13 protein-coding genes are annotated in these 23,068 nt (G+C 64.5%); all 13 read left to right on the top strand.

The window, feature by feature from the left end:
• The first annotated feature begins 118 nt into the window (after nt 1-118).
• The 13 genes from OZY47_RS01775 (at nt 119) to OZY47_RS01835 (ending at nt 23,067) form a co-directional block, all read left to right on the top strand.
• Complete coding sequence (locus tag OZY47_RS01775) at nt 119-1,621, top strand: carboxylesterase family protein (protein ID WP_277178240.1); 1,503 nt, start codon at nt 119-121, stop codon at nt 1,619-1,621.
• Between the two features lie 30 nt (nt 1,622-1,651).
• Nucleotides 1,652-2,872 carry an MFS transporter gene (locus OZY47_RS01780; protein ID WP_277178241.1) on the top strand — a complete coding sequence of 407 codons (1,221 nt, stop codon included), beginning with the start codon at nt 1,652-1,654 and terminating at the stop codon, nt 2,870-2,872.
• A 557-nt stretch (nt 2,873-3,429) separates the two neighbouring features.
• The gene (locus OZY47_RS01785) at nt 3,430-7,785 is read left to right on the top strand and encodes a PD-(D/E)XK nuclease family protein (protein WP_348519396.1); all 4,356 of its coding nucleotides are present in this window, start codon (nt 3,430-3,432) and stop codon (nt 7,783-7,785) included.
• Nucleotides 7,786-7,805: 20 nt separating this feature from the next.
• A complete protein-coding gene (locus tag OZY47_RS01790) occupies nt 7,806-12,044 on the top strand; it encodes a UvrD-helicase domain-containing protein (RefSeq protein WP_277179050.1) in 4,239 nt (1,412 codons plus the stop codon).
• Between the two features lie 226 nt (nt 12,045-12,270).
• The gene (locus tag OZY47_RS01795; protein WP_277178243.1) at nt 12,271-12,966 is read left to right on the top strand and encodes a GNAT family N-acetyltransferase; all 696 of its coding nucleotides are present in this window, start codon (nt 12,271-12,273) and stop codon (nt 12,964-12,966) included.
• A 425-nt stretch (nt 12,967-13,391) separates the two neighbouring features.
• Nucleotides 13,392-14,747 (top strand): MFS transporter, encoded by a 1,356-nt coding sequence (locus OZY47_RS01800; protein ID WP_277178244.1) that lies wholly within the window; start codon nt 13,392-13,394, stop codon nt 14,745-14,747.
• Between the two features lie 248 nt (nt 14,748-14,995).
• Complete coding sequence (dapB, locus tag OZY47_RS01805) at nt 14,996-15,748, top strand: 4-hydroxy-tetrahydrodipicolinate reductase (RefSeq protein WP_277179052.1); 753 nt, start codon at nt 14,996-14,998, stop codon at nt 15,746-15,748.
• Nucleotides 15,749-15,757: 9 nt separating this feature from the next.
• Entirely contained in the window at nt 15,758-16,906 is a 1,149-nt protein-coding gene (locus OZY47_RS01810; RefSeq protein WP_277178245.1) for an acyltransferase family protein, read from the top strand.
• A gap of 145 nt (nt 16,907-17,051) precedes the next feature.
• Nucleotides 17,052-18,185, top strand: coding sequence for an acyltransferase family protein (locus tag OZY47_RS01815; protein ID WP_277178246.1), 1,134 nt, complete (start codon nt 17,052-17,054; stop codon nt 18,183-18,185).
• Between the two features lie 65 nt (nt 18,186-18,250).
• On the top strand, nt 18,251-19,162 hold the full coding sequence (dapA, locus tag OZY47_RS01820) for a 4-hydroxy-tetrahydrodipicolinate synthase (protein ID WP_277178247.1): 912 nt from the start codon (nt 18,251-18,253) through the stop codon (nt 19,160-19,162).
• A 157-nt stretch (nt 19,163-19,319) separates the two neighbouring features.
• Nucleotides 19,320-21,290, top strand: a complete 1,971-nt coding sequence (locus tag OZY47_RS01825; protein ID WP_277178248.1) for a ribonuclease J — start codon at nt 19,320-19,322, stop codon at nt 21,288-21,290.
• A 352-nt stretch (nt 21,291-21,642) separates the two neighbouring features.
• A complete protein-coding gene (locus tag OZY47_RS01830) occupies nt 21,643-22,485 on the top strand; it encodes a phosphatase PAP2 family protein (protein ID WP_277178249.1) in 843 nt (280 codons plus the stop codon).
• 429 nt (nt 22,486-22,914) lie between these two features.
• A complete protein-coding gene (locus tag OZY47_RS01835; RefSeq protein WP_277178250.1) occupies nt 22,915-23,067 on the top strand; it encodes a hypothetical protein in 153 nt (50 codons plus the stop codon).
• The last annotated feature ends 1 nt before the right edge of the window (nt 23,068 follow it).

Below are 23,068 nucleotides of genomic sequence, written 5' to 3' on the forward strand. Positions count from 1 at the left end.
CATTTGACCTTGGTGTCGGACGGGGGTATAGCCTGAGGGCGTTTTCAGAGATAAAGGCCGAAAACCGCTGAATCTCAACGATTTGGTATTTCGGCCGGAAGATAAAGGAGGCAATGAGATGACATTGCAGAGAGTGAAAACGACCACCGGTGTGCTCGATGGTTTCATGTCGGAGAAGAACGTCGAGACCTACCTCGGCATTCCCTACGCCAAGCCGCCGATCGGTGAGCTGCGCTGGAAGGCGCCGCAGCCGCTGGAGCCGAGCGATGAGCTGATCTCCTGCCGTCGCCTGGGCTACTCCGCCATGCAGGACAAGGACAAGTACGAGCCCTCGAGCCTGAACCCGCAGAGCGAGGACTGCCTCTACCTCAACGTCTGGGTGAAGGACAAGTCCAAGAAGAACCAGCCGGTGATGGTCTACGTCCACGGTGGCGCCTACTTCTCCGGTGGCTCGGCCGACCCGCTCTACTTCGGCGAGAACTTCGCCGCCAAGCAGGACGTCGTGCTGGTCTCCATCAACTACCGCATCAACGTCTTCGGCTCCATGCTCCTCTCCGCCCTGCCCGGTGGCGAGGACTACCAGGAGGCCGGCTACCTCGAGATGCTCGACCAGATCCTCGCGCTGAAGTGGATCAAGAAGAACATCGCCCAGTTCGGCGGCGACCCCGATTCGATCACCCTCTTCGGTGAGTCGGCGGGCTCCTCCTCCGCGGCGCTGCTCGCGATCTGCCCGGCCGCCAAGGGCCTGTTCAACCGCGCCATCTGCGAGTCCGGCCCGATCCAGCTCTACAAGACCCCGGAGATGGCCAAGCCGTTCGCGCTTGAGTTCGCCGAGATCATGGGCTGCAAGAGCGTCGACGAGCTGCAGCAGAAGAGCTCCGACGAGCTCATCGCCGGCATGGACATCATGTGCGAGCGCGACCGCAACGTCGTCTCGCTGACCTACTCGCCGGTCTGCGACGGCACGCTGCTGCCGAAGGACCCGATGAAGGCCTGGGCCGATGGCGCCGCCAAGGACATCGACATCATGACCGGCTGCTGCGAGAACGAGATGAACTACTTCAAGTTCTACTTCGAGGACCTCAAGCCCTTCTGGCACGGCCAGTTCCCGTTCCACTTCGATTCGAAGACCCCTGTGGAGAAGTGGGAGAAGGTCTTCGCCCAGGTCCACGGCCAGGACGAGCTCGACAACGACTACGTCGAGTTCATGAACCAGACCGGCTTCCGCGTGGGCACCGACCTGATGGCCCTGGAGCAGAGCCAGTACCGTCCGACCTACACCTACCTGTTCACCTACAAGTCCACCAAGGAGGGCATGGGCTCCTGCCACGCCATCGAGGTCCCGTTCGTCATGCGCAACCTCGACACCTCCGACGGCCTTGAGTTCACCGGCCCGAACCCGCCTGAGCACCTGAGCGACGAGATGAACAACGTCTGGTACAGCTTCGCCAAGTACGGCAAGCCGCGCCCGGAGCTCTACGGCATGCCGGAGTGGCCCGCCTTCGACGACGCGAACCGCAACTACATGGTGATGAACGACAAGAAGTGGGAAGTTCGCCAGAACATCAACGACGACAACATCAAGGCCTTCACGCCGATGTACGAAGAGTCGATCCTCTAAGCAGTCCAAGAAACCAAAAAAGGACAACCAATGAAAGAAAACAAACTTCCCGCAAAACGCTGGGCCGTGCTGTTCGTCGTCTGCCTGATCTGCTTCGTGGCGAACTTCCTGCAGTACCAGGTCTCCGCCTGGGGCCCTGACGTCATGAAGATGCTGCACTCCGATGCGGCCGGCCTCTCCAGCATGATGCTCATGCCGATGCTCACCGCCGTGTTCCTCTCGATCCCCTCCGGCACCCTGGCCGACCGCTACGGTGTCAAAAAGATCGTGAGCATCGGTGCCATCGTCTCCGTGATCGGCGCGTTCCTGCGTTGCTTCACCCTGGGCTCCATGCCCATGCAGCTGATCACCATGTTCCTGATCGGCTTCGGCATCGCCTGCCTCAACGCCAACCTCGCCAAGATCCTCGGCACCTGGTTCGGCGAGCAGACCGGCTTCGCCATGGGCGTCTTCTACGCCGTCTCCTGCGTGGCCATCGTGGTGGCGCAGGCCGGCGCGACGCTGATGGGCAGCCTGTTCATCTCCTACATGGTCGGCGCCATCGCCATGGCCGTCGCCTTCGTGCTCTGGCTCCTGCTGGCCAAGGACGCGCCGGAAGGCGCCGAGCTGCCTGAGCCCGAGCCCGTGATGACCTACCTCGGCACCGCCATGAAGAGCAAGAACGTCTGGTTCATCGCCCTGGCCTACGGCCTCACCCTGGCCTCCACCACCGGCTATGCCACCATCCTGCCGAGCGCTCTGCAGATCAGCAAGGGCGCGAGCCCCCAGCTGGCCGGCAGCCTCGCGGCCGTGATCACCGTCGGCAGCTTCTTCGCCTGCATCGTGGGCCCGGCTTACGTCACCAAGGTGGGCAAGAACAAGGCCTTCCTGCTGATCAGCACCGTCATCGGCGGCGTGATCATGATCGCCAACTGGTTCGTGCCCATGGGCGCCGGCATGTGGATCATGCTCGTGCTCAACGGCTTCTTCACCGCCCTCTCCGGCCCGATCATCCAGGCGATGACCCCGGCCATCAAGGAGATCGGCACGAAGTACGCCGGCAGCGCCGGTGGCGTGATCGGCACCGTTGGCCTGTTGCTCTCCTACTTCCTGCCGCTGATCGTCGGCAAGGTCGCGGGCGACAACTGGGGCCTCAACCTCACCATCGAGAGCATCCTCTTCCTGCTGAGCTTCGTCCCGCTCGTCCTCCTTCCGGAGACCGGCGCGAAGGGCAAGTACATGCAGGAGCAGCTTGCCGAGCAGCAGGCGTGAGCCTATAGCTGCCTTCAGCCCCACCGTTGACCGCCGGGTTCGCCTGGCGGCCGGCGGTGTGTGAATTCCACTGGGCCGGACGCGACCAAACCACGTCCGGCCCGTCACACTTTAGGTTATACATTTCTTTCTTCTCACATTCACCGGCCCGCCCTGATCCCTGGGTGGTCCGGTGTTTTTTATACCTATATATTGTCGGCTGTTATATTGTCTGCTGTTTTTCTGCCTTATTACCTTCCATATTGTTCGCGGTCTTGTGGGATTGATGATTATGGCGTTGTGGCGGGGATGGGCCGTCACGTATTTCGTAAGGTCACGGCGGACCATAGACTGGAACAATGACCACAAACACGGATGAGGCACGAGGTTTCGAGGGCTGCGCGGCGATGGACGCCGTGGGGCGGCTGCTTGAGGCGTGCTCGTCATCGTTCGCCGGGGTGGATTCCGTGGATTCTGCGGGTGCCGCGCAGGGCGAGGGGGCCCCGACGCAAGGGCCTCGCGCCATCCTCGTGGCCGGCCCTCCCGATAGCGGTAAGACCGAGTTCGCCCTGCAGGCCATGCTCAGGGGCATCGAGCGTTTCGGTGATGCCAAGGTCTCGATGGTGGTCTCTGGGCGTCAGGCGGCCGACAAGCTCTCCGACCGTGTGATTCAGGCGCGTGGGGCGAGCTCGAGCGCGCGTCCGGTCACCACGCTTTCGGCCATCGCCTTCCGCGTGGTCGGCGCGGACCGGCAGGCCCAGGACCAACCTCTTCCGAAACTTTTGAACGGCGCCGAGCAGGATGCGTTGCTGCGGGCCGTGGTGGGCGTGCATGTCGGGCATGCGCAGGCCGGCGAGCTGTGTGAGACCTGCGAGCTGCTGCGCCGCTATTTCGCCTCATCCGACTGGGCGCAGACCGTCTACGGTGAGAAGGGCGAACACGGGGTCGAAAGCATCGGGCAGGCCGAGGCCGACGCGCCCAAAACGACCTCGCAGGGTGCCGGCGGCAGCGATGTGCTCTTCGCCCGTGGCGTCGACGACACGTTCGTGATGCAGCTGCGCGACATGCTCGCGCGCATGGACGAGCTGGGCCTCGACCCCAGCCGTGAATCGGAGGCCTTGGCAGCCCTCGGCGAGGTCGAGCACCACACCGCCCGCACCGAGCGTCTGGGCATCCAGTGGAGGCTGGCCTTCGCGCTGCGCAGTGAGTACGCGGCCATGGTCGCGCGCAGTTATCCCGACGAGTTCCGCCTTGACTCCTCCAGGCTTCTGGTCGAAGGCGCGCAAGCCGTGGGGAACGTGGACGCTGAGGCGCTGCCGCAGCTCTTGGTGGTCGATGATTTCCAGGATCTCACGCTCGCGGGGCTCGCCTTCCTGGAGGCGCTGGCCGTGCGCGGGGTGGGGCTGGTCTTGGTCGGCAATCCCGACGAGGCCGTGCAGACCTTCCGTGGCTCCTACCCGGAATACCTCTTCTCCAGGGCGCAACAGACGCCCATCAACGCCGTCGCGACCACGCTTGAGGCCAGGGCGATTCGTGATCATCGCGATAATAAGGACGATGGAGAGGGTGACAAGTCACCGCAAGCCGACGGCTCCCATCCGTCGTATCTCGATTTGGTCGCCTCGCGCGTCTCCCTGTCGATCGCCAGCGAGCGTGACACCGATGTGTCGCTGGCCCAACGTGCCGGCAAGCTCCCCGTGTTCGACGGCGCACTGCCCATCACGCGGCTCGACGACGTTGCTACGAGTGATGGCAGCGTGCACGCGGCCCTCTACCGCACCGAGCGCGAGGAGCTGGACGACATGGTCTGGCGGCTCAAGCGCTCGCACTTGACGCAGGGGACACCGTGGAACAGCATGGCCGTCATCGCCCACGACAACGACGTGGTGCGCGCCTTCGGTGAGCGGCTGCGCGCTGACGGTGTGCCGGTGCGCTATTCGGCCGTCACCAAGCCGCTGAAGGACGATCCGAGCGTGCAGGGGCTTTTCGCGCTGGTGGAGCTCGCACGGTTGCGTTGGCAGGGACTTGATGGTCAGCGCATGGGCCTTGCGGAGCTGTCGCGTTTCGTGCGTGCCCGTGTGCGCGAGCTGATGGAGAGCCCGTTGGTCACGGCCCGGTCGCGGCGCGGCGGCGAGACTCCGGCCAGGCTCGATCCGATCGATTCGATCATGAAGGCCATCGCCTCGCTTTCGCGCGTCATGGACGAGACACAAGGCGGGCGGCCTGATGACGCCAATGGCTCCGATTCATTTGATGATTCCGAGACTACCGAAATCGACGTCACCGCCTCGCTTCCCAAATTGCGCGAGCAATGGCAGGATTTGCGCGATAGGTTCATCGGCAAGGCCGAAGTCGCCTCGGATGTGGTGGTGGACGACAGCCTCATCGACCCGGCTTCGGGGGATGGGCGTGACATGCGATTCGGCGTTGAGGCGATGTATGTGATGCTCGCCTTTGGCGATTCCGCGCCGGATGGCAATGAAAAGGCGAAGTCTGATATCAAGCACGCTGACGGTGATACTAGTACTGATATCGATGCTGTCGCAGCTACTGCTACCAATGACGCCGAAAGCTCCACCAACCCGGCCGCGCGGATTCTGGCGATGATTGGCAAGGTGGGCGGCGGCAACCCATCGGTCAAGGCCTTCGCCCACGTCTGGGACTTGGTCGGCAAGGTGGCGGCCAAGCTCGGCTCCCTGCCCGTCGACGAGCCGCAATACGTGCTCGGACTGGCCTGGGACGCCTGCGATGTGGCGCGCGACTGGCAGGTCAAGGCGCTCGCCAACACCGCCGAGGGCCGGGCCGCCAACGACCGGCTCGACGTGATGATGCGGCTCTTCGCCTATGCCGAGGGCTCGGGCGCCAAGCAAAGCGTCACGGACTTTATCGCCAGCGTGCGCGCGATGCGCATCGAGGCCGATTCGCTGGCCAAGGTCGCTCCTATTGACCAGGCCGTCACGCTCACTACCCCCGCGGGCGCTGCGGGACGGCACTGGCCCATGGTCGCCATCGTGCGCATGCAGCAGGGCGTCTGGCCCAACCTCGCGCCCCGCAACACGCTCTTCGGCGGTGAGGACTTGGCCGATATGACCCTCTCCGGCGGCCTCGACGACGACTGGGAGCGCACGGTCACCGGCCGCGACCCGGAGCTCGCCCGCGTGTTGGGCGCCGAGCAGAAGAGCTTCCTGGTGGCCTTGACCCGCGCCGGCTCGCAGGTCACCGTCAGCGCCGTGCTGAGCGACGACGCCGTGCCGTCCGATTTTCTCTATATCTATATGCCCGAGCTTTTTGACCGCGACCGCGACGCCAACCTCGAGACGCGGCGGTACACGGTGCTCGCCGACGCGAACCGTTTCTCCGGCCTCGACGCCGACCCCCGCGGCATCGTCACCGCCGCCCGCGTGGAGCTCATGCGCGGCTCGCAGGTGGCAGATGGCATGTCGGTGGAAGCCCACGATTCCTCCGTTTCGCCCCATGTCGACCAGGCGAGCGTGCGCGACGCCGCCACCTCGTTGGCGTTGCTCGACGATTCCGGCCTGGTCGCCGCCGATCCCGACCAATGGCCCTATATGGCCGCCGTGCCCCGCAGCCGTTCCCACACAAGTTCGCAGAGCAGCTCCCACATCGCTTCCCAAGCCGAGAAGCCGACACCGGAGGCCCCGACGGTCACGCTCTCGCCCTCGCAGGTCGACCGCATCTGGGCCTGCCCGGTCTGCTGGATGCTCGAAAGCGAGTTCGCCGGCCCGCGCCCCTCCAGCGCCGCGACCAGTTTCGGCTCCGTCATCCACGAGGTGGCCTGCCGCGCCAGCGAGGAGGGCCTGGACGCGCTCGACTTCATGCAGGGTGCCGAGGAGGAGCAGCGAATCGAGGCCATCCGCTCGCGTATGATGGACATCTACCACGAACTGGCGGGCGACCCGGCCGACAACATCGACCCCGCCCAGCGCTACCAGGCCGAGAAAAAGGACGATGCCACCAGCCAGACGCTCCATAACATCGCCACGTATTTCGTGCGTTCCAACGATGAGGACTACCCGGGCAAAAACACCAAGAACTTCAGCGTGGGCAAGCTCCGGCAAGCGCAATGCGAAAGCGCCTTCGTCTCCAGCTTTGGCCTTGACGACATCCTCGAGGCCTACAACGCCATCGACGGCGTGGACGCCATCGGCCGCGACGAGCTCGCCGCCATCATGGGCGTGCTCAACGGCGGCTGGCCCGAGGGCATGCGCGACGACATGCGCATCCGCCTGACCGGCCGCATCGACCGCGCGGAATGGCGCGAGACCGCCGACGGCGAGGAGCACCTGCGGCTCATCGATTGGAAGACCGGCCACAAGCACGGGCCCAGGCAGGTCTTCAACGACCTGCAATTGGTCTGTTACCAGCTCGGCGTCGCCTTCCCCGAGGTCGAACGCCAACATGGTGATAATGCCGAAGACCAACCCGAAAGCGTGCGCGGCACCCAGGAACGCGCCGGATTGCGTGGCGTCCAGGCGTTGGAGACCATGCCCGACATCGCCCAAAGCGCCCTGTTCGACGTGGACGAGGCGACGGCTCCCGCGCAAAGCAGCGGCGACGAGAGCACCTTCCAGCCGCCGCTTTTCCAAGGCGGCCATCTCAACGACACTGCGTTCACGCCCCGCAGCTATTACCCCAACCCCTCCAGGCTGCTCGATATCCCCGACCTGCCAACCCAAGCGCCGCAAGGCGTGGGGGAGCGCGCATGGAGCCAGTTTGTGGGCCTGCGCGGCACCCAGGCGGTGTGGGCGCTGACCATGATCTCGCGCATCTTCTACACGGCGGCGGCCTCGCGCTCCGAATCGATCGTCGCGCGTCCGCAGGCCGACCACCTCGCCTATTGCCGCATGAGGCAGGTGTGCCCCGCGTGCGCCGGCGAGGTCGACACCGTCTACGAAGTAAGGAAGGGGCAATGATGGCCTCGCAGAACCGCGATATGAACCCCGCTCGTCAAGCCGACTCCAAGCCGCGGCCCCAGCCCACCGACAGCCCCGAGCAGGCGGCCGTCGTCAACGCCGCCAACGACGACGATGTGCTGGTGGTCGCCGGCGCGGGGTCGGGCAAGACCTACACGATGACCCGTCGCATCATCACGCTCATCGGCCGTGGTGTGCCCCCCGAGAAGATCCTGGGCCTCACCTTCACCCGCAAGGCCGCCTCCGAGCTGCTCTCCCGCGTCTCCACAGCCGTCGCCGAACGCCCCGGCCGCGCCGGCGCCAACCCGTTCCTCAAGCCCGAGGTCTCCACCTACGACGCCTTCTTCCAGTCCATCGTGCGCCAATACGGCCTCTTGGTCGGCTTCGACCAGAACACCCAGCCGTTGAGCCAGGCGGGCGCGCGCCAGTTGGCCATCAGCGTCATCGACGAGCATATGGACCTGCTGCGAGGCCAGGGGTTCGGCGGGTTCTCCACGGTGGTCGACCAGGTGCTCGCGCTCTCCAGCGCCATCGGCGGGTCGATGATGGGCGAGGGATGCGTGAGTGTCGCGCAGGGCGTGGAGCGCGTGCGTCAATGGGACCAGGCGTTCATCGATCGCGTCGATGCGATCATCGGCGACGCTGCGGTTCCCGACGACAAGCCCAAGGTACCTACCGCCAAGGGCATGAGGCGCAAGAAGCGCGAGACGGACGAGCAATACCGGGATCGTATGGCCGAGGCCAAATCCGCCTATCGCGACCTTGCCATCTACCATTGCGCCGCCTTGCGCGACGTGGCCCGACAACGTGACATCCTGTTGACTTTGGTCGACTACTACGACCAGCGCAAGCGTGAGCTCAACATGGCCGAATTCAACGATTTCACCGTCGCCGCCTACGCTTTGGTGACGCGGTTCCCCTCCATCGGCGAGCGGTTCCGTCGTCGCTATACGCATGTTCTGCTCGACGAATACCAGGACACGTCCACCACGCAGGCCGCGCTGCTCACCGCGCTCTTCCATCCCGGCGAATCTGGTGACGGCGCTGCCAATGCCAGCGTCGCCGCCCAACCGCAGGGCCCCCGCCGCTCGGCCGTCAACGCCGTGGGCGACCCCTTCCAGTCCATCTATGCCTGGCGTGGGGCGAGCCCGGGCGCCTTCCGCATGTTCGAACGCGACTTCGGCATGGGGGAGACCGCGCGGCCCTACGCGCTGAGCGTCACCCGCCGCAACGCCCGCGTCGTGCTCGAGGCCGCCAACGACCTCACCGAGCCGCTGCGCCGCCGCGAGGAGCGTGCGTCCAGCTCGCTGATGCGCGAGGTTCAGGTGCCCCCGCTCGAGACCTTGCCCGACGCGAAAGACGGCACGCTCGGCGTCCTTGGCCTCGACACCTTCGGCCAGGAGGTGGACGCCGTGGCCCGTTTCGCCAAGGCCGCCATCGCCCGCCACACCCCCAAGGATCCGGACGTGAAGGATGTGCGGCCGCATGTGGCCGTCCTTTTCCGTGGCAAGACCAGGATGAACGAGTACGTCGAAGGGCTCGAGAAGGCCGGGCTCTCCACCCTGGCCGTCGGCTATTCGGCCCTGCTCGAGCGCCCCGAGGTGCGCGACGTGCTCGCCCTGCTGCACGTGGCCGCCGACCACACCGATTCCAACGCGCTGATGAGGCTTTTGGCCACGCCGCGTTTCGCGCTCAAAAGCCCTGATCTCAACGCCCTGGCGAGACTCGTGCAGCGGCGCAACGACGATTACCGGTTCCGCGCCCTAGCCGAGGCCGGGGTGGTGCCCGCCGACGCCAAGCCCGAGGACCGAGCCGCGCTGGTGCGCGAGCATCGCGACAAGGTGCCCAACATGGTCTTCCTGGCCGATCTGCTCTGCGACGAGGACCTGGATGGCATGCTTGCCAGGCCCGGGGTCGCGCGTGGGTTCACCGAGCCCGGGCTCAAGGCGATCCGTGCGGCCGGAGCCGTGCTCCGCCAGGTTGGCGCGACCATGAACCGCCCGCTTTCCGAGATCGTGCAGACGGCCGTGCGGGCGCTCGGCCTGGACGTCGACACCGTGGTGGCCCAGGCCATGAGCGGTGACGGCCAGCCGCTCTCGCCCTCGCTGGCGCGCTCGCCGATGGACTCGCTGGTCGACCTGTGCGACACCTATATCCACGAGATCGCCGAAGGCTCCGCGCCCACCCTGCGCGGCTTCGTCAGCTGGGTGGATTCCCTCGATTCCATCGACGACAGCGGCGCCTCGGTGCCCAACGAGCCGGCGGATGTGGTGCTCATGACCATCCACCAGGCCAAGGGTCTGGAATGGGACGCGGTGGCCATCGTCGACATGCAGAGCGGCAGCTTCCCCTCCAACCAGGGCGAGGGGCTCAAGGTGACGGCCGACGAGGACCATATCGGCGGGTTCGCCAACGGCTCGTGGCATGCGCCGCAATATAAGGAGACGGCGAGGACCTGGCTCGACGACCCCTCGAGCGTGCCCGTTCCCGTGCGCGCCGACGCCGCCATATTGCCCCGGTTCCCGCACGATGCGCAGGTTGATGGTGATCCCTTGAATCAGTTTGACGCCTTTGACGCCTTTGACACCGCCGAATCACTGGTTGACGAGGCCGATGGCGATATCATGCGTCCGTTCGCCGACGCCGTCGCTATGGCGGAGAATGGTGGCGAATTCGGCGACGAGCCCGATTATCTTTCGCAAAGCGAGGAATATGGGCGCAGGCTGCACGCTGACGAGCGCCGCCTGGCCTACGTGGCCTTGACACGCGCCCGCGAGGACGTGCTGCTCACTTACTGCCGCAACGCTTCCGTGAGCAGGATTCCCGACCCCGAGGCCAAGGGGCAGAAGGCGCCGTCGAATTTCTGGAGCGAGGTGTGTGACGCGCTCGCCAACCATGACGACAAGGTGCTGGCCGGTGCGGCTGGCGATGCTGAGAGAGCCGTTGACTCCAATATCGATACCGCCAATACGCAAACCGATGGCGACGTGGATACCGACGCCGACCTTGCCTCCGAAAAGCCCCAAAGCCTTGATGAGCTCGAGGCCCCACGCCCCGACGGCATATTCGTCGGCGAGCGGGCGGGTGAATACAAGCGCATGATCGTCGACGAGGCATGGGCCGAGCCCGTGCGCGAGCAGGACGAGGGCGAGCCGATGGCCTGGCCCGCCTCGTTGAGCCAGGATTTGGGTGCCCGTTTGGATTGGTCGGCGCAGCAGGTTCGTTTGGCCTCCCAAAGCCTGAAGCATGGTCAAGGTGAAGTCGTCGGTGAAAGCCCCGAGGGCCTGCCATCGCGCCAATCCCTGGCCGAGCGGACCAGAATGCTGCTGGCCGATGAGGATCTAGTGCCCAGAAACGAATCTGGTGCCATCGAGTGGTCCGCAGGCGAATTGGCTGGTCCGGGCAAGTCTGAGCGCAATGAAACTAAGGCCCTCGACGAGCAGGTCCGCCGTCGTGGCCGCCAGGTGCTTCAGGGCCGCCGCCAGAACGTCACCTCGCTGCAGGCCGGCGCCGGAAGGATGAGCGAGCGTGAGTCGCAGCAGTATTGGCGCGGCTTGGTGCGCCCGATTCCGCACGTCGCCTCGCCCGCGGCGCAGGCCGGCACGCGCTTCCACGCCTGGGCCGAGCGGTTCGTCAACGCCTTCGATGGCGACGAAAGCCAGGCTGGCCTCGGCGCGGGGCAGCAGCCCGACGAAGTGCAGTCGATCCAAGGCGATGCCGCCGACGCGCTCGCCGCCGGCCCGCAGCCCGAGACCCGAGTCTCGTTGCTCGCCGACCTCGTCGAACGGGAGCAGCATAAAGCCGAGGTCGAGACCGCCGAAGATCGCAAGATCCTCGTCTGGCAGCGCCGTTTGGCCGACGGCCGCTGGGCTGGGCGCCGCCCGTATTCGGCCGAGCAGCAGATCGTCGTCTCGTTGCCGGAGCTCGACGGCGGCATCGTCAATGGCAAGCTCGACGCCGTCTTCTATGGCGGCCTTGACGAGAGTGACGCCTCCAAGCGCTTCACCGTCGTGGATTGGAAAACGGGCCGCCGCCCCAAAAAGCCCGACGAGATCGACCAGAAGCTCGCCCAGCTCGACATGTACCGCCTGCTGCTCGCGAAGATCACCGGCGCGCCCCTGGAATCCATCGACGCCACGCTCTATTACGTCAGTGAGAGGGATGAGCGCGACCGCGAGATTCACGCGCGGCCCAAGGATGAGCAATCGATTCTCTCCGAGCTGCGCCTGGGCGTTCCCACCTGTTCTGATAACGACTGACGTCATGCGCCGATTGCGGCGTGTTCGCCCGAATACTAACGATTACGCCCACCCGCCTTTCCGCCGTGAGTGGAACAATCCGGGCCGTTTATTACATTGGCACTTTGTATTTCAAATGCGTTATTAGACAACGCGACAATATTTGCGTAAGTATAATGTAATGCAAAAGTTCGGCGAGGCGAGGGGCCCGCCGGCTTTCAGACGGCAGGCTGCGAAAGGTAGACGGATGCGACGGAACAGCGCGGGTGGCATTGAGATGGACGTTATCTATTCACCAATAATCTTCAGTGACGTCGACGATATCGTGCGGGCGTTCGACCAGACGTGGAGTCATCTCGACGAGCTCAAGGGTGACCGCAAACTCTCCCAACTGCGTTCCTACCATTTCGTGCTCAACTTCCTGCTCACCGCAACCCAGGGCGAGGTGGCGCGCAAGAACGGCAAGTTCATGGGCGTCATCCTCTCGCGCGTCGCCGGCCAGCCCCGCCTCTTCTCCAGCGTCCCGCAGCAGCTGGCGAAGATTGACGAGCGCCTCAACTCCACGCCGCTCGGCCACAAGGCGCTGAGCAGCAGCCAGATGACCGGGCGCATCGAACAGGCCATGGAGCGCCAGATCCATATCGGCGAGAAGGCCCCGGCGGAGGTCGAGCTTTTCCTGGTGGCCCCACAGGCGCGCGGCCATGGCGTCGGCGGCAAGCTCTGGGAGCGCGCGGTGGAGTCCTTCGAGCGTTTCGAGGCCCCGATGTTCTACCTGCACACCGATTCGGGATGCGACATGGCCTTCTACGACCACCAAGGCATGAGGCGTGTCTCCGAGCGGCTCGCCAAGGACCATCCTGGTGATGGCCGTAGTAAGCAAGACAGAAGCGACATGTATATTTATGCGGGTATTCCCTCGAAGGTTCTTTCAGCCAAGAAATAAGCTTTGCCAGGCGCCCGTCGCCTTTGCTTCAAAGCCTCCCCACACCCCTTGCGTTTCAAGGGTTGGGGAGGTTTTTCATTACTCGTTCCGCCGAGGTTTCGGTCGTCGCGCCCACCGCGGCCCAATTCTCCCGCCAGCGCCGCTATGCCGTATATGGCATTGATATTCATGCATTATGCTCACGGCTGGTAACGGTCCAAGCTCGCCATATAGACTGGCTAATAGACTGGTTATATACGCAAGCGTGAGGTGAATATCCGGTTATCGTGACGTGGGGCGCGACGACTATCGTGTCGAGCACGGCCAAGCGGCCTTCCGCATCGTCCCGCCGGCCGTCGCCATCACCGTTGCATGCAGTCTTTACCATTGCGAAACGATTCGCGGCCGCATTGGGCGCCGCGCCAAGGCAAAAGGAGGGGAGAGTCATGGGTGCTGTTCGTGTTGGTGGGTCGCAGGCGAAACATGTCTCGCCCTACGCCCGCCTCTTCGCCATCCCCGGCGTCAAGTCGTTCTGCCTGTCGGGCGCGGTGGCCCGTCTGCCGATTTCAATGATGAGCCTGGGCATCGTGCTCGCGCTCAACCATATGTACAACAACTGGACCATCGCCGGCACGATGAGCGCGGTCTACATCCTCGCCGTCGCCGCCGTCACCCCGCTCTACGCCCGCCTCTTCGACCGCTTCGGCCAGCGCAAGGTGGGCTGGCCCGCGCTGGTGGCCTCGGTGGTGGCGATGCTGGTCTTCGCCTTCGCCGCCTGGGCCCGCGTGCCGATTCCGGTGCTCTTCGCCCTGGCCATCGTGATGGGCTGCACCCAGTTCTCCTTCGGCGCCCTCGTGCGCACCCGCTGGGCCTACGCGCTGCGCCGCCCCGGCGACGAGGACCTGCTCGACACCGCCTACGCGCTCGAGTCGGGCATCGACGAGATGGTCTTCATCCTGGGCCCGATCCTCGCCGCGTTCCTCGCCACCTCGGTGAGCCCCGTCTCCCAGCTTTTCGTGCCGGCGCTGGCGTGCGGCGTGGGCGGCGTCATCTTCTTCTCGCTCAAGGATACCCAGCCTCCCATCGTCGAGAACGTGATGGTGGGTGCGGCTCCCGTCACCGACGAGGACGTGCGCGAGGCCCTGGCCAACCGCGGCGGCACCGAGGGCGCGCAGCTGCAGGAGGACGGCGTGAGCCTCAAGGTGCTGCACACCCACGCCGCCAAGCCCAAGAGCGTGCTGCTCTACGCCGGCGTCATCCCGCTTCTGGTCGTCTTCGTCGTCTTCAACATGAGCTTCAACGAGTTCGACGTCTCGGTCACCGCGATGATGAAGGCCATGGGCCGTGAGCAGTTCCTCGGCCTGCAGCTGGCGATGTTCGCCCTCGGCTCCTGCGTCGGCGCGTTCATCTTCGGCTCCAAGAAACCGAAGGGCTCCAACTGGCGCCACATGGTCGTCTATTTGGTGCTGCTCACCATCGGCTATGTGATGTGCCATGTGGTGATGGACAACCTGATCCTGCTCGGCATCTGCTCGGTGATCTCGGGCCTCTTCGTCTCGCCGCTGTTCGCCACGGGCAACCTCATCGTCAAAGACATCGTGCCCGCCGGCTCCCTGACCGAAGGCCTCTCGTGGGTCACCACGGCCGGTTCGGTGGGCACCTCGTTCGGTTCCTCGCTGGCCGGCATGGTCCTCGACGTCTCGAACCCGCATATCGGCCTGTTGCTGCCGATCGCCACCACGTTCGCCGCCGTGCCGCTGGCGGTGCTGGGCTGGTTCCTCGCGCGCAGGCACGCCAGCTAGGCAGGTCCGCAGGGGAGTGCCGGAGTGCCAGAGCGCAGGGAGCATTGTAAAGCGTAAACGCGAAATGTAGCTGTGCTCGCTGCTCGCCGTGCCTGTCACCCGCTGTTCGTCGCCTGTGGCTTGTGTGTACATTATTGTTCCTATATCAGCCGTATCCTTGAGACGGACGTATATGCCGATTAGAGATATCGGATATACCAGATATGTCGGCAACATGTGCCGGCAACGGTATCGAGAGTGAGGTTGCGATGATTCGTGTTTCGGTGATTGGCGCGCAGGGGCGCATGGGCGCGAGCGTGGTCGGGGCCGTCGAGGCGGCCGACGACATGGAACTGGCCAAGAAGATCGGCATGGACGACGACATCGCCGCCGTCACCCCTGGCAACACAGACGTGGCCGTCGAGTTCACCGTGCCCACGGCCTCGCTTGCCAACGTGCTCAAGCTCGTCGCCCAAGGCGTCAACGTGGTGGTGGGCACCACCGGCTGGACCGACGAGAAGATGGCGCAGGTCAAGGCGGCGCTCGCCAAGGCCCCGAAGGCAGGCCAGTCCGTCTTCATCGCCCCGAACTTCGCCATCTCCGCCGTGCTCGCCGACAAGTTCGCGGCGCAGGCGGCCAAATACTTCACCTCCGCCGAGGTCATCGAGCTGCATCATCCCGACAAGGTCGACGCCCCCTCCGGCACCGCCATCCACACCGCCCAGGCCATCGCCAAGGCCCGCGCCGACGCCGGCAGCGCCCCGATGCCCGACGGCACCCAGGGCGAGGCCGCCTCGCGTGGCCAGGTCGTCGACGGCGTGCACGTCCACGCGGTGCGCCTGCAGGGCCTGAACGCCCACGAGGAGGTGCTGCTGGGCAACACCGGCGAGCAGCTGGTCATTCGCGCCGACAGCTTCGACCGCGCCTCCTTCATGCCCGGCGTGCTGCTCGCGGTGCGCAACATCGCCTCGGGCTCCCACCCCGGCCTCACCGTCGGCCTTGATTCCTTCCTCGACCTCTAGGAGTCGCGCTTGCCGACCTCCGACACCCAACGGCCCGCCAACACTGAAGGACCCGTTGCCGCTTCACCCGCGCCGCAGATGGCCGGAGCCGCCGCGACCTCCGAAGCGTCGTCGCTCTCGCCCGCGCACGGCCCTCGCCAGCGGGTGGCCTGGGTCGACACGGCCAAGGGCATCACCATGTTCCTGGTGTTCTTCGGCCATCTCAACGCCACATGGTTCCCCGCGCTCGCCTCGACGATCGGCGTCATCTTCCTGTTCCACATGCCCGCGTTCTTCGTGCTCAGCGGCATCTTCTTCCGCCCCGGCGGCAGCTTTGTGCGCCTGGTCAAGCATCGCGCCTGGCAGCTGCTCGTGCCGTATTATGCGTTCTCCCTGCTGCTGCTCGGCCAGACGCTCGGCAAGAATGTGGTCCCGGCCTTCTACGCGGGCCGTCCCGGGCGCGAGGGCACCCTGGGCCAGGACGTCGTGGCGATCATCCTCAACACCACCGATGGCCTGTGGTTCCTGTGGTCGCTGTTCACCGCCTCACTGCTCTTGTGGTGCATCGTGCGGGTGTGCGGCGAGCGGTTCCTGATCCCAATCGCGCTGGCGCTGCTGGTGGCCGACGCCGCGCTCCGGCATGTGCTCACGCGCCCGTTGCCGTTCTCGCTCAACCAGGTGCTCGGCTCCACGGCCTACGTCGCGCTCGGCTTCGCGTGCCGAAAGGTGCTGCTGGCACTGACCCGCCGCCGTGCCGCCTGGCTCGCCTTGGCCTCCACGGTGGTTTTCGCCGGTCTCGCGTGGCTCTCCATGCTTCCGGCGGTCAGCGCCCGGTGGATGGTGGCCTCGGCCGTCTCCATCCTCGCCTCGTTGTTCGGCACCGGCATGCTGCTTGGCTTCTCCCGCCTGCTGCCGGCGCTGCGGCCGGTCACGTTCGTCGGGCGTGCGACGCTGATCTATTATTCGCTCAACGACATCGTGCTCAAGGCCTGCAAGCTCGTGGTCTTCAAGCTGTCTCCGGTGGCCTCGGCCGCGCTGCCCGCCTTCGGCCAGTTCGCCGAGGGGCTTCTTGTCACCTTGTTCGCCATGGCGCTGGTGGGGTTGCTCGTGCCGTTGCTGAAGCGCTACCTGTGGTGGGCCGTCGGCCTGCCCGGTCCGCAGCGCTGGGGCCGCAAGTAGTTCCGTAGCTTGAGAACCTATATTATCTGGAAGCGCGATGCCAACGTGAATGATAGGAATCGAAGGCTTGTGGTGCCGTTGATGCATTATGCTGGTGCTGTCGGTTAACAAGTGATGCGGATTACTGAACTTCTGTGGAGATGACGTGGATTACGAGGATGGCAAGGCCGAGGTGAGCGGCGCGAGGCCCGAAGACACGGCTTCCGCATATTCCGCACCCACCCCGCGCCAACGCGTCGCCTGGATTGACGTCGCCAAGGCCATCACGATGTTCCTGGTGGTCTACGGCCACATCAACACAAACTGGCTTCCCGGCCCCGGCGTCTCCATCGGCGTCATCTACCTCTTCCACATGCCCGCGTTCTTCCTGCTCAGCGGCATCTTCTTCTCCGCCGACCGCCCGTTCCTCTCCCTGGCCAAGCACCGCGCCTACCAGCTGCTGGAGCCCTATTATTTCTTCGCCGTGATCGTCTTCCTCAAGAAGGCCTTGCAGATTCTCTTCTCATGGCTGCGGCATGGCACCGGCGCCGAGGCATCCTCGTCGTTCAAAGCGTTGCTCAAGGCGCAGGTTCCCGTGCTGTTCAACACCACCGATGGCCTGTGGTTCCTTTGGTCGTTGTTCACCGCGTCATTGCTCCTATGGTGCATCCTCAAGGCCTGCCACGGCCGTTTCCTTGTGCCCATCTCGTTGGCCCTGCTGGTCGCCGACGCGGCGGTGAGGCATGTCATCGTGGTGCCGCTGCCCTTCTTTCTCAACCGCGTGCTCAGCTCGACGGCCTACCTGGCCCTGGGCTACGCCTTCCGTTCCCAGTTGCGCCGTCTCAGCCGTGCGTGGGGCGCGGGCCTGTTCGCGGGATGCGGGGCGGTGTTCGCGGCGCTGGCCTGGGCCTATTTCGCGCTCACCCCCGGAAAACCTTGGTGGTTCACCGATCTGGTGACCATCCCGGCCTCGCTCTTCGGCATCTCTATGCTCCTCGGGTTCGCCCGGATTATCCCCGCATGGCGTCCGCTGAGGTTCGTGGGCGGGGCCACGCTGATCTATTACGGCCTCAACAATCCCATGGTGAACATCTGCGAGCAGGTGTTCGCCGCTCTCGTCAAGACGCCGGTGACCGCGCTGCCGATATTCTGGCAGGATATGCTCGGCGTCGCGCTTTCGCTGGCCGCGATGCTGCTGATCGCCGTTCTCGTCCCGTTGCTCAGGCGCTACCTGTGGTGGGGCGTGGGTCTGCGCAAGCCCGCGAAAGCCGGGGCGAAGCGGGTGGCGGCCGCCTCGTGAACGCTAGGCGAGGAATTGTCGAGGAATGCTGTTTAGCGTCCCGCCCGCGAAGTAGCGTAGCAACTATGAGTGAGTCTTCCATGCATCTTCTTGACCCAGCGCCATTCGGGAGGGTTCTGCCCGCCATGGTGACGCCGATGCATCATGATGGTTCCATTGATTACGAGACCGCCGTGAGCCTGGCCAAGCATCTTGTCGCCGACGGCGCGGATGGCCTCTTGGTCAACGGCACCACCGGTGAGTCGCCGGTCACCCACATGGACGAGAAGGTCAAGCTGGTGCGTGTGGTCAAGCAGGCCGTCAGCGTGCCGGTCATCTCCGGGGCGGGCTCCAACGACACCGCCCACACCGTGCGCATGGTCGAGCAGACCCAGGAGGCCGGGGCCGACGCGGTCCTGGTGGTCGCTCCCTATTACTCGCGTCCTTCGCAAGAGGGTATTTTCCAGCACTACAAGGCCGTCAACGAATCCGCCGAGAAGCCCATCATCGTCTACGACGTGCCGGGCCGCACCGGCGTGCACCTTTCGCTTGACACGTATTGCCGTTTGGCCGGGCTCGACCATATCAAGGCCGTCAAGGACGCCACGGGCGACATCGCCGGCGCGGTGCGCAAGCGCTTGGAGACGGGCCTGACCTGGTACTCCGGCGACGACGCGCTCTTCCTGCCGTTCCTTTCGATCGGCGCGGTGGGCGTCATCTCGGTGATCGCGCATGTCGCGAGCTCGCCGATGCGCCAGCTCGCCAGCGCCTTCGATCGCGGCGACATCCACGAGGCCCAGCGCATCGCGTTGCGTCTGGCCCCGCTGGTCGACGCCGTCAACGGCACCGGGTTCCAAGGCGTGCTGGCCAAGGCCGCGTTGCACGAGCGTGGGTGGCTCGACGAGACCACCATGCGCCTGCCGAACGTCGGGCCGGGGGACGCGGAATACCAGCGTGCCCACCAGGGCATGGTCGATGCCGGCATTCTGGAAGCGTGAGGCGACGACAGGTCGCGTCATTCCGGCGGGAAGCCGGAGAGATTCACCGAGCGGGTCGGTCACCGGGGCGTATTGCGCCCATCGGTGTTCGCCCGCCGTTCCATTCCTCGTCCGCGCATAGGCGCGGACAACAAATAACAGAAATCAACAAGACAATATGACAGATACAGAAGAAAAAACAACAGCCACCACGCGTCGTCGTGGCAGCGCCAGCAAATCCCGCGCCCGCAAAAGCGAGGAGACCACGGCCAGCCGTGGCACCAAGCGCAGCGGCGCCAAGTCCACCGGTCGTTCCGGCGGCTCCCGTCGTTCCAGCAATTCCAGTCGCGGCAACAACAACCGTGGCGGCTCCCGCTCCGGCGGCCAGCGCCGCAACCCGCGCGCCAGCCGCACCCCGGGCACCTCGCCCAACCAGGACGCCGTGCTGATCGCCCCGCCGAAGTACCGCAAGGGCTCCATGCGCATCGTGCCGCTCGGCGGCCTGGGCGAGATCGGCCGCAACATGAACGTGATCGAGTACAACGGCCACTTGCTGCTGGTCGATTGCGGCGTGCTCTTCCCCGATGAGGAGCAACCCGGCGTCGACCTCATCCTCCCCGATTTCAACTACATCAAGGACCGTCTCGACGACATCGAGGCCCTCGTCCTCACCCACGGCCACGAGGACCACATCGGCGGCGTGCCCTACCTGCTGAATCTGCGCCCGGACATCCCGCTGATCGGCTCGAAGCTCACGCTCGCCTTCGTCAAGGCCAAGTGCGAGGAGCATCATCAGAACCCGCGCTGCGTCGAGGTCAGCGGCCGCGACAAGCTCAAGGTCGGCCCATTCAACCTCGAATTCGTGGCCGTCACCCACTCGATCCCCGACGCGCTGGCCGTGTGCATCAGTACTCCTGCTGGCACCGTCATCGACACCGGCGACTTCAAGCTCGACCAGCTGCCCATCGACCACCGCATCACCGATCTGGTGGAGTTCGGCAAGCTCGGCGAGAAGGGCGTCGACCTGGTGATGGTCGATTCCACCAACGCCGAGGTCCCCGGCTTCGTTCGCCCCGAAAGCACCATCGGCCCCGAGCTCGAGCGCGCCTTCAGCGAGGCCACCCGCAAGATCATCGTCGCCTCCTTCTCCAGCCACGTCCATCGCGTCCAGCAGGTGGTTGACGCTGCGCACAAGGTCGGCCGCAAGGTCGTCTTCGTCGGCCGTTCGATGGTGCGCAACATGTCCATCGCCGCCGATCTCGGCTACCTGCACATCCCCGAAGGCACCGTCGTCGACCTGAAGAAGGCCAAGGACATCCAGGACAACAAGCTGGTCTACATGTGCACCGGTTCGCAGGGCGAGCCGATGGCCGCGCTCGGCCGCATCGCCGACGGCACCCACCGCGACATCACCATCAACGAGTTCGACACCGTCGTGATGGCTAGCTCCCTGATTCCCGGCAACGAGAACGAGGTCTATGGCATGATCAACAAACTCGTGCAGAAGGGCGCCCGCGTGGTGAACCGCGACAACGCGAAGATCCACGTCTCCGGCCACTCCAACGAGGGCGAGCTCACCTACTTCTACAACATCCTGAAGCCCAAGTGCGTCATGCCGATCCACGGCGAGAACCGCCACCTGGTCGCCAACGGCCTCGTGGCCGTCAAGACCGGCGTCGACCCCAACAACGTCGTGCTCGCCGAGGATGGCGACGTGGTCGACCTCTACCATGGCAAGGCCGCGGTCGTCGGCTCCGTGCCGTGCGGTTATGTCTACGTCGATGGCGACACGGTCGGCGAGCTCACCGACGATGAGCTCGAGAAGCGCAAGATCCTCGGCACCGAGGGCTTCGTCTCCGCTTTCGCCGTGGTCGACACCGACGCCAAGAACGTCATCTCCGGCCCGAAGGTCTACCTCAACGCGATGCCCGAGGACGAGAGCGAGTTCGAGAAGGTGCGCCACCAGATCGTCCAGCAGCTTGAGGACGCGATGATGCAGGGCACCCACGACACCCACAAGCTCCAGCAGATCATGCGCCGCACCATCGGCGGTTGGGTCTCCCGTCAGCTGCACCGCAAGCCGATGATTGTGCCCGTCGTGGCCGACATCGCCCACGATGTGATCGACGGCACCCCGTCCGGTCGCTGATTTAAAGACCGTGAGCAATTTCCCCGGTAGGTTTCGCACCTGCCGGGGATTTTGCTATGGGGGGGGATTTGGCATATGAGAAATTTGCTATGTGAGGAAATTGCTATGTGGGGAAATTGCCATATGTTGCCATACGTTACTATGTGAACTTTTCCCGAACTCTTGCTGTTCGCTGTCGCCAGAAGCGTTCGGTGGAATAGACTGTTGAATTTGGCATGGGCCAGTCACTCGGTCATATTGTCGAGATTGCCGCGAGGCACAAACGGTGAAGGGTGCGGCGTGACGGTCGTCTGTAATCACCAAACCGTCAAGCTGTCGACCCGCAAGTCTCCACATCACAAGGAATGAGCATATGAAAAAGATGTTTCCCGCCACGGCGATAGGCGCGCTGCTGCTGTTGATCGTCGGCACGTTCGCCGACCTGCGCATCGACCAGGCGCTCTGCATGCCCCACAACGGCTTCTCCCGCCTCTTCGAGCTGCTCGCGCCCGCCATCGGCGCCACGGTGCTGATGATCGGTGCCGCGCTCGTCTTCTGGACCTACGAGTTCGCGAAGGAACGGCTGGGCAAGTTGGTGGTTGCGGGGCTGGTCTACGTCGGCTCCACGCTCGTCGCGCTGGCGTTGTGCTTCAAATACTGCCACTGGTTCGGCGTGGTCTACGGGCTGGTGGCCGCGGTGCTCATCGCCTGCATCGTCCGCAAGATTCCCGACGACTTGCGGCGGCGCTACCGTTGGGCCGGCATCGCCATCGTGGCCGTGTTCCTGTGCTCGATGTGCGTGCTCGAGGTCGCCAAGATGGTGTGGGGCCGCGTCCGTTTCCGTGCGATGCAGGGTGATTTCGGCCTGTTCACCCCGTGGTACCACCCCAACGGCAAACATTATCTCTCCGCCGTCGCCGTGGCCGACGACATCAAATCATTCCCCTCCGGCCACGCGTTCTTCGCCGGCTCCACCCTTTCGCTCTGCCTGCTCGCGTTGGTCAGCCCGCGTTGGAGGAGCAAGGAGAGCGTGGTCTACGCGGTCGCGCTCATCTACGCGCTGGTCGTGATGGTCAGCCGCATGATGCAGGGCGCCCATTTCCTTTCCGACGTCACCGTCGGCTTCGCCCTGCCGCTGCTCGCCCTGTGGCTGGCGCGTCACCTGTTGCTTAAGCAGCTGGCGCAGCATTATCCCGCCGAGTATCTGGCCCGTTGAAGTTTGTGCGGTAGTGGCGAGCTGATTGCTCGCTAAATTCGAATGAGAATCCCGTGGGGCCACCGGCCGAAACCAGTGACCCCACGAAACAATTATAGTTAGGACGTAAGAGTAGTCGCCCTATCGGTGAGGCCCAGCGAGACAAAGCGTTAAATGACCCGGCAACTGTCTCGAAGTGAACCGGCCTAGACCGACAATCTGAACTTATCATATTGATTGAAAATATTCAAATATCCTAAAGGGATATCCTAAAGAAATGTCCAATCATATTGAATCTTTAGGTTTTCATTTGGCTTTTCTTATACAAACCGATAGTGTTTGTTGTGCCGCGCGCATGCGGTGGGCCATCCCTGAACCGGAAGGCCGAAACGTGCGTGCGGTCGGCTTGGACCATAAGGCCGGCTGAAATTATAGTTAAGGAGGGCTCTCATGCCATCCAATCAGAGTAAAAAGCCCGGGAACTCCGGGCTCTGCTGGCTCGTGGCAACAGTGTTGCTCGCGATCGCGCCGAAGGTAAGTCCGCCTTTGGCCGCGGCGATCCTGCTGATTTGCTTGTTGTATGCGATTGGCCGGATGGAGTAGT

It is taken from the genome of Bifidobacterium sp. ESL0790, from assembly GCF_029395435.1.
Lineage (GTDB): Bacteria > Actinomycetota > Actinomycetes > Actinomycetales > Bifidobacteriaceae > Bifidobacterium.

Coding starts and splice junctions, on each gene's coding strand:
- OZY47_RS01775 (WP_277178240.1), top strand. CDS start 119: ATGACATTGCAGAGAGTGAAAACGACCACCGGTGTGCTCGATGGTTTC.
- OZY47_RS01780 (WP_277178241.1), top strand. CDS start 1,652: ATGAAAGAAAACAAACTTCCCGCAAAACGCTGGGCCGTGCTGTTCGTC.
- OZY47_RS01785 (WP_348519396.1), top strand. CDS start 3,430: ATGCTCAGGGGCATCGAGCGTTTCGGTGATGCCAAGGTCTCGATGGTG.
- OZY47_RS01790 (WP_277179050.1), top strand. CDS start 7,806: ATGAACCCCGCTCGTCAAGCCGACTCCAAGCCGCGGCCCCAGCCCACC.
- OZY47_RS01795 (WP_277178243.1), top strand. CDS start 12,271: ATGCGACGGAACAGCGCGGGTGGCATTGAGATGGACGTTATCTATTCA.
- OZY47_RS01800 (WP_277178244.1), top strand. CDS start 13,392: ATGGGTGCTGTTCGTGTTGGTGGGTCGCAGGCGAAACATGTCTCGCCC.
- dapB (WP_277179052.1), top strand. CDS start 14,996: ATGATTCGTGTTTCGGTGATTGGCGCGCAGGGGCGCATGGGCGCGAGC.
- dapA (WP_277178247.1), top strand. CDS start 18,251: ATGAGTGAGTCTTCCATGCATCTTCTTGACCCAGCGCCATTCGGGAGG.
- OZY47_RS01825 (WP_277178248.1), top strand. CDS start 19,320: ATGACAGATACAGAAGAAAAAACAACAGCCACCACGCGTCGTCGTGGC.
- OZY47_RS01830 (WP_277178249.1), top strand. CDS start 21,643: ATGAAAAAGATGTTTCCCGCCACGGCGATAGGCGCGCTGCTGCTGTTG.
- OZY47_RS01835 (WP_277178250.1), top strand. CDS start 22,915: ATGCCATCCAATCAGAGTAAAAAGCCCGGGAACTCCGGGCTCTGCTGG.